Source organism: Symplocastrum torsivum (genome assembly GCF_059505465.1).
This window is the reverse complement of sequence record NZ_JCACKQ010000002.1, coordinates 124,052-130,623: the sequence shown is the minus strand read 5'-3', so window position 1 is coordinate 130,623 and position 6,572 is coordinate 124,052. Positions and strand designations below refer to the sequence as shown.

The following is a 6,572-nucleotide window of genomic DNA, read 5'->3' as shown; positions in this document are numbered from 1 at the left end:
GGGTGGATATTCATCGTTGACCAACTAAATATCCATCAGTCTGAGTCTTTGGTTCGCTTAGTCGCCAAGTACTGCCAACTTGACATTGACTTGGGTATCAAGGGAAAGTTGGGCATCCTGGAATCGATGACCACACGCGCTGCCTTTCTTGCAGATCCAACTCATCGCATTCGCTTCGTCTACATCCCTAAACATACTTCCTGGCTCAATCAAATTGAGTGTTGGTTCAGTATTTTGGTGCGACGGTTGCTCAAACGAGCCAGTTTCACCTCAGTTCAAGATTTATGTGATCGCATTCTAGCTTTCATCGACTACTTTAACCGAACGATCGCTAAGCCATTTCAATGGAAGTTCAAGGGTTATCCAAGAGCTAGCTGAGGTGGTCAGTTACTTCTGCCGCGATGCACTAGTTACATTTCCATTAAGACTCCATCTCAGCTAGCTCCATCCAGCGTTCAGTTGCCGCGTCGATCGCTTTTGTCAAAGATCCCACCTGTTCATAAAGTTGTTGCACCTTTGTAGAAGAACCTGGCGGTGCATTATACAGGGCTTTTTCAACCTCAGCTTTCTCTGCTTCTAGTTGGGCAATCTTACCTTCTAGTTGCTCAAATTCTCGCTTTTCCCAATTTGAGATTCTGCGGGACTTACCATTACTTGAAGATTGCCTGTCTGACTTTTCAGCTTTAGGCAATTCTGCTTTTTTCGCTTGAGAATTAGCACTCTGTTGAGATGCTTCGGCTTCCTCTGCCTGCCTGTAATCTAGATATACTGAGTAGTTGCCAGGATACTGACGCAAGTTGCCGCCTGGTTCAAGGGCAAAGATTCGTTCTACAGTACGGTCAAGGAAATAGCGATCGTGCGAAACGGCAATCACACAGCCGTTAAACTCTTCTAGATATTCTTCCAATACTGCAAGCGTTTGCACATCCAAATCATTCGTCGGTTCATCAAGAATCAACACATTGGGTGCGCTCATCAACACCCGCAGTAGGAACAAACGACGCTTTTCACCGCCTGAAAGCTTGCTAATCGGTGCATATTGCTGGTTGCCAGGAAACAAGAAACGCTCCAACATTTGTGAAGCTGTAATCACTGTGCCATCTGCCGTTTTGACAAGTTCCCCAACTTCTTTGAGGTAGTCAATCACCCGCTGATTTTCATTAAGCGCATCCAGTAATTCTTCTGAATGTTGGTCAAAATAACCGATGTGAATAGTTGAACCAATTTCAACACTGCCTGAATCGGGTTGAATGCGTCCGGTGATGATGTCCATCAGCGTAGATTTACCTGCACCATTACCGCCAATAATACCAATGCGGTCATCAGGGCTAAATTCGTAGGTGAAATCTTTAATTAAAGTGCGTCCACCGTAGGCTTTAGAGACATTCTTTACCTCAATAACTTTTTTCCCAATCCGACGACCAGGAGTAGAAATATCAACCTTACCTTGAACTTGTTTAAACTCAGTGGCTTGCAGATCGTGGACGCGGTCAATCCGAGCTTTTTGCTTAGTACTACGTGCTTTGGGCCCTCGTTTGAGCCATTCCAACTCCCGCCGCAAGACGCCTTGATGTTTCCGTTGACTACTGACGGCTGACTCTTCTGCTAACGCTTTTTTCTCTAGATAGTAAGAATAGTTGCCAGAGTAAGTGTAGAGGTCGCCTCGGTCGATTTCAAGAATGCGATTGGTGACGCGATCTAGAAAATAGCGATCGTGGGTAATCAGGAGAATTGCCCCTCGGTAGCGGTTCAAATAATCCTGTAACCACTCAACCGACACTGCATCCAGATGGTTTGTCGGCTCATCGATCAGTAACACATCCGGCTCGGAAAGCAGAGCCGCCGCTAAGGCGATGCGCTTACGATAGCCACCAGATAAAGTACTAATACGGGCATCGAAATCTTCAATTCCTAACTTAGTCAGGATAATTTTCGCCTTTGTCTCCAGTTCCCAAGCGCCCGTCGCTTCCATTTGTTGCATCACACGGGAGAATCGCGCCATCAGTTGGCTATCCTCTGGAGCGTGAGCTAATTTGTGGGACAGTTCCTCATACTCACGCACCAGCGTCATCTGATCTCCACTGTCTGCAAACACTTGTTCCAAGACAGTGTGATTTTCATCCAAGTCTGGCTGTTGAGGTAAGTAGACAATTCTCACTCCAGAATTGACCAAGAGTTGACCGCCGTCAATTGGCTCTAGTCCGGCAATCATCTTCAACAGCGTAGATTTACCAGAACCATTGGTGCCAATTAAGCCGACTTTATCCGTGGCATCTAGACTAAAACTTGCCTCTTTGAGGATTTCCTTGATGCCAAAGTCTTTTTGAACAGATTGCAGCGTGAAGATACTCATGAGGTGAAATTAACTGAGGCAGAGGATAGAAAAAAGTACAGGTGACTGATTCAATGAACTAGAAGCACCTGAAAACCATTATGAACGCGAAGTTGTTTGACCTGTCTGGGAAGGTCGCTATTGTTACTGGATCGGGGCGTGGACTGGGAAAATGTATGGCTGAGGGTTTAGCCGAGTTCGGGGCAAAAGTTATTATCTGCGACTTGTCTGTGGCAGAGGCTCTTGAGACGGCGCAGGTAATCAATGAGGCTGGCGGTGTTGCTGCTGCGACTTTTGTTGATATCTCTCAGCGTCAAAGCTGTGGGGTAAACCGAAGGAGTTAGTTGGGCCAGTTGTCTTTTTAGCCTCGGATGCATCGTCTTATGTAACAGGTGTAGTGCTGTTTGTAGATGGTGGCTACACAGCGGCTTGACGAGGGATTTTGGCTGTGAAGAGCATAAATTGGGTTTTTTTCGTAAGCTGTCACCCATTTAAGTCGAGAGTACACTAATGAACTCCGATTGGCAGACGCACCAGATATCCTAGTACTAAAGTCACTAAATTTATGGTGATTTCTGTAAGCGATCGCCAAACCTGACCAACAGGCAAAGGGAGTTCTCATGAAGCACAAGAATCTAGGTATCTTCGCATGGCTGGCGCAATGCAGTGTCATCCTCTCAACTTTCTTGCTGTCTGTTGACCTTGCCAATGCCCAGTCTGGCAACCCAAACGCCCCGGAATCAACCCCCACCTCAGTAATTTCCAATCAGGAGCGGCAAGAACTGGAGCAATTGCGAGAAGAAAGGCGCATCAGCGAGCAGGTTCAGGTTGAGGCAAGTCGTGCCTTTACCCGAACAACAACCCTCTTCAACATTATGCTGGCAACCTTAGCGCTGCTTTTAGCTGGCTCACTCGTTGCCTTGTTCCTGTTGCGGCGGGCGGTGATTCGAGAAGTTGCAGAGCTTGTGAGAACGCACCTGAATGAAGTAGGAGACTTGGAAGGTAAAATTAAGAGTGCCAATCAACAAGCTCAAACCCTCCTCCAAGAGACGGAAGAAATTGGCGAGGAGATTAATACTGAGGCAGAAAATTTTCAACAAGAGCTTGGGTCAAAACGAGAACATTTATCCCAGCTTCTCTCAGAAGTATCTCAGTCCAAGAAACAAGCTTTAACTGAACTAGAGGCGCAAATTCAAGAGGCTAAACAAGCGCTAGAAAAATTAGAGTCAGAATTTACGGCGAGAATTACTGAACTGCACATAGATGCCCAGCAACAAAAAGAATTAATTCTACAGAACCTAGAACAACTAAGCGCTGGATTTACCCCAGAACTTGCTGCTATTCAGACAGATGTTCAAGCCCGGAAGAATACCGTCTTACTAAATCTAGAAACATCAGAAATCGAGTTTGCGGCAGCACTCTCGGCACTGCATTCAGATGCCCAACAACAAAAAGGCTTAATCCTACAAAACCTAGAACAACTCAGCACTGAATTTAGCCCACAACTCTCTGCTATTAAGGAAGATGTTCAAGCACAGAAAGATACTGTTTTACAGAACCTAGCCACATCAGAAGCTGAGTTTGCGACTCAACTGTCTCAACTCCAGGCAACTGCTCAACAGCAACGAGATTTAATTCTTCAAAACTTAGAAAAACTCAGCGCAGATTTTGCTCCCGAACTTTCGGTTATTAAGGAAGATGTTCAAGCACAGAAAGATACTGTTTTACAGAACCTAGCCACATCAGAAGCTGAGTTTGCGACTCAACTGTCTCAACTTCAGGCAACTGTTCAACAGCAACGGGACTTAATCCTCCAGAATCTAGAAAAACTCAGCGCAGAGTTTGCCCCGGAAGTTTCTGTCATTCAGGCAGATGTCCAAGCACAGAAAGATACTATCCTACAAAACCTACAAACCTCAGAGAGAGTATTTGCGGCGGCACTCTCTGAACTGCATTCAGATGTCCAACACCACAAAGAGTTAATTCTCCAAAACCTGGAAAAAGCAAACGCAGAGTTTGCCCCAGAACTTGCTGCCATTCAGGGAGATGTCCAAGCCCAGAAAGAGGCTCTCCTACAGAACTTGAAACAATCAGAAACCGAGTTTGAAGCTGGACTATCTGTACTCCAGGCAAATGTTCAACAGCAACGAGACTTAATCCTCCAGAATCTAGAAGCATTAAGCGCCGAATTTACCCCTCAGTTTACGGAACACCAGTCTGATCTTCAAAGACAGAAAGATGCTGTCCTACAGAACCTAGCAATATCAGAAACTGAGTTTGCGGCTCAATTGGGTGAACTTCAGTTAGAGGCGCAAAAGCAACGAGATATAATCCTGCAAAACCTCAGAACGCTACAGACTGAGTTCTCTCCTCATCTGGCTGAAATTCAAGCCGAAGCAGAACAAAAAGCTCAACAGCAGAGGGATTTAACTCTTCAGAATTTGGAGCAATTAGGCAGTGAGATAGCGACTCAACTCTCACAATCGCGATCGCATATTCAAGAGCAGATGGCTCAGATTCTCCAAAATCTGAAAACTCAAGAAACTGACTTTACCACTGAGCTTTCAACCTCACACTCAGGAGTTCAAGAAAAGCAGGCGCAAACTCTACAGAGCTTAGAACAAATAGAGACTCAAGTTACAGCTCAATTTGCCCAACTCCAGTCCCAGATTCAAGAGCAAATGGCTCAAACACTCCAGAACCTGAAAAATCGGGAGACGGAGTTTACCACTCAGGTTTCAGCCTCGCACTCAGGGGTTCAAGAAAAGCAGACGCAAACTCTACAAAGCTTAGGACGAATAGAGACTGAAGTCACAGCTCAATTTGCCCAATTACAGGCACAGGTTCAAGAGCAGATGGCTCAGATTCTCCAGAACCTGAAAACTCAAGAAACCGAGTTTACTACTCAGGTTTCAACGTCGCACTCAGGAGTTCAAGAACGGAGAGAGCAAACCCTCCAGAGCTTAAAACAATTAGAGACTGAGGTAACAACTCAAGTTTCACAATTGCAATCGCAAATTCAAACTCGCAAGGATTTAACGCTTCAGAATCTAGACAAATTGGAGACTACACTGGCGGCAGAGCTTTCTGAAGTTGCCTCAGATGCTCAAACCCAGAAGGAGCAAATCTTGAAGGAACTGGCTGAACTTTCAGCCGCCTCGATTACAGAGGCAGTTGTCCCAGAAGTGACTGAGAAAATCCAAGATTTGACTGAACAACTGGAACGCCTCAAATCTAACCATCCTCAGTTATTCCTGAACCCAGATGATTACGTCAATCAGGGGAATGAGTTATTTTCTCAAGGGCGTTATAAAGACGCGATCGCAAACTATGAGCAAGCCCTTGATATTAAACCCGATCACCATCACGTTTGGTATCAACGGGGTGTTGCTCTATGGGAATTACAACAGTACGAGGAAGCGATTGGCTCATTTGACAAAGCACTTGAACTCGAACCTGATCATGCTGATACCTTGTACTACCGAGGAATTGCATTGAAGGAATTACGGCGATATGAAGGAGCGATCGCAGCTTTCAACAAAGCGGTGCAAATCCAACCTGACGACTACAAAGCTTGGCTGCATCGAGGCATGACTCTGGGACGGTTGAAGCGTCCTGAAGATGCGATCGCGTCTTTTGACAAGGCCCTTGAACTCAAACCTGATTATCATGAAGCCTGGGTCAATCGTGGGGTGATTCTAGGAACCTTACAACGGCATGAGGAGGCGTTCAAGTCCTTTGATCAAGCGGTTCAGGCTCAGCCTGATGATGCTGTGGCTTGGTTGAATCGAGGCTTAGCTTTAGGGACGCTAGAACGATATGAAGACGCTGTTGCTTCCTTTGACAAAGTGATTGAATTCAATCCTGACTCCTTTAAAGCCTGGAACTACCGGGGAGATATGCTTATTAATCTAGAGCGTGATGACGCGGCACTAGATAGCTTTGATCGCGCTTTAGCGATTCAACCGGATTTTGCTAAAGCTTATTACAACAAAGCTGCCTGCTATGCCCTACAAGGACAAGGAAAGTTAGCTGTTGAAAACCTGGAGAAGGCAATCAAACTAAATCCCAGCCATCGAGCAGAGGCAAAAACTGACCCTGATTTTGAGGCAATTGCAGAGGATAGGCGGTTCCGGCAGTTATTCAGGACTAATGGCAATGGCACAAACGGCAAGGCACCAACGGCTTCACCCCCTCCTACTAAGGTAAGGATGAAAGCGACCAGAGAGTAGTTGTGATG

The 6,572-nt window shown here is 45.9% G+C and carries 5 protein-coding genes; 4 read left to right on the top strand and 1 reads right to left on the bottom strand.

Annotated elements, in window-relative coordinates; all coding sequences use genetic code 11:
• A partial coding sequence (locus AC5JL3_RS01180) for a transposase (protein ID WP_496072740.1) occupies positions 1 to 378 on the top strand: 378 nt, incomplete at its 5' end.
• A 43-nt stretch (positions 379 to 421) separates the two neighbouring features.
• Here AC5JL3_RS01180 and AC5JL3_RS01175 read toward each other — a convergent pair.
• A complete protein-coding gene (locus AC5JL3_RS01175) occupies positions 422 to 2,353 on the bottom strand; it encodes an ABC-F family ATP-binding cassette domain-containing protein (protein WP_496072739.1) in 1,932 nt (643 codons plus the stop codon).
• Between the two features lie 80 nt (positions 2,354 to 2,433).
• On the opposite strand from AC5JL3_RS01175, the gene AC5JL3_RS01170 reads away from it, so the two are divergent.
• From AC5JL3_RS01170 to AC5JL3_RS01160, 3 genes are all read left to right on the top strand, one after another.
• The gene (locus AC5JL3_RS01170; protein WP_496072738.1) at positions 2,434 to 2,676 is read left to right on the top strand and encodes an SDR family NAD(P)-dependent oxidoreductase; all 243 of its coding nucleotides are present in this window, start codon (positions 2,434 to 2,436) and stop codon (positions 2,674 to 2,676) included.
• A complete protein-coding gene (locus AC5JL3_RS01165; protein WP_496072743.1) occupies positions 2,652 to 2,765 on the top strand; it encodes an SDR family oxidoreductase in 114 nt (37 codons plus the stop codon). The genes AC5JL3_RS01170 and AC5JL3_RS01165 overlap by 25 nt, the downstream gene beginning before the upstream one ends.
• Before the next feature lie 187 nt (positions 2,766 to 2,952).
• Positions 2,953 to 6,564 (top strand): tetratricopeptide repeat protein, encoded by a 3,612-nt coding sequence (locus AC5JL3_RS01160; protein ID WP_496072737.1) that lies wholly within the window; start codon positions 2,953 to 2,955, stop codon positions 6,562 to 6,564.
• Positions 6,565 to 6,572 lie beyond the last annotated feature (8 nt).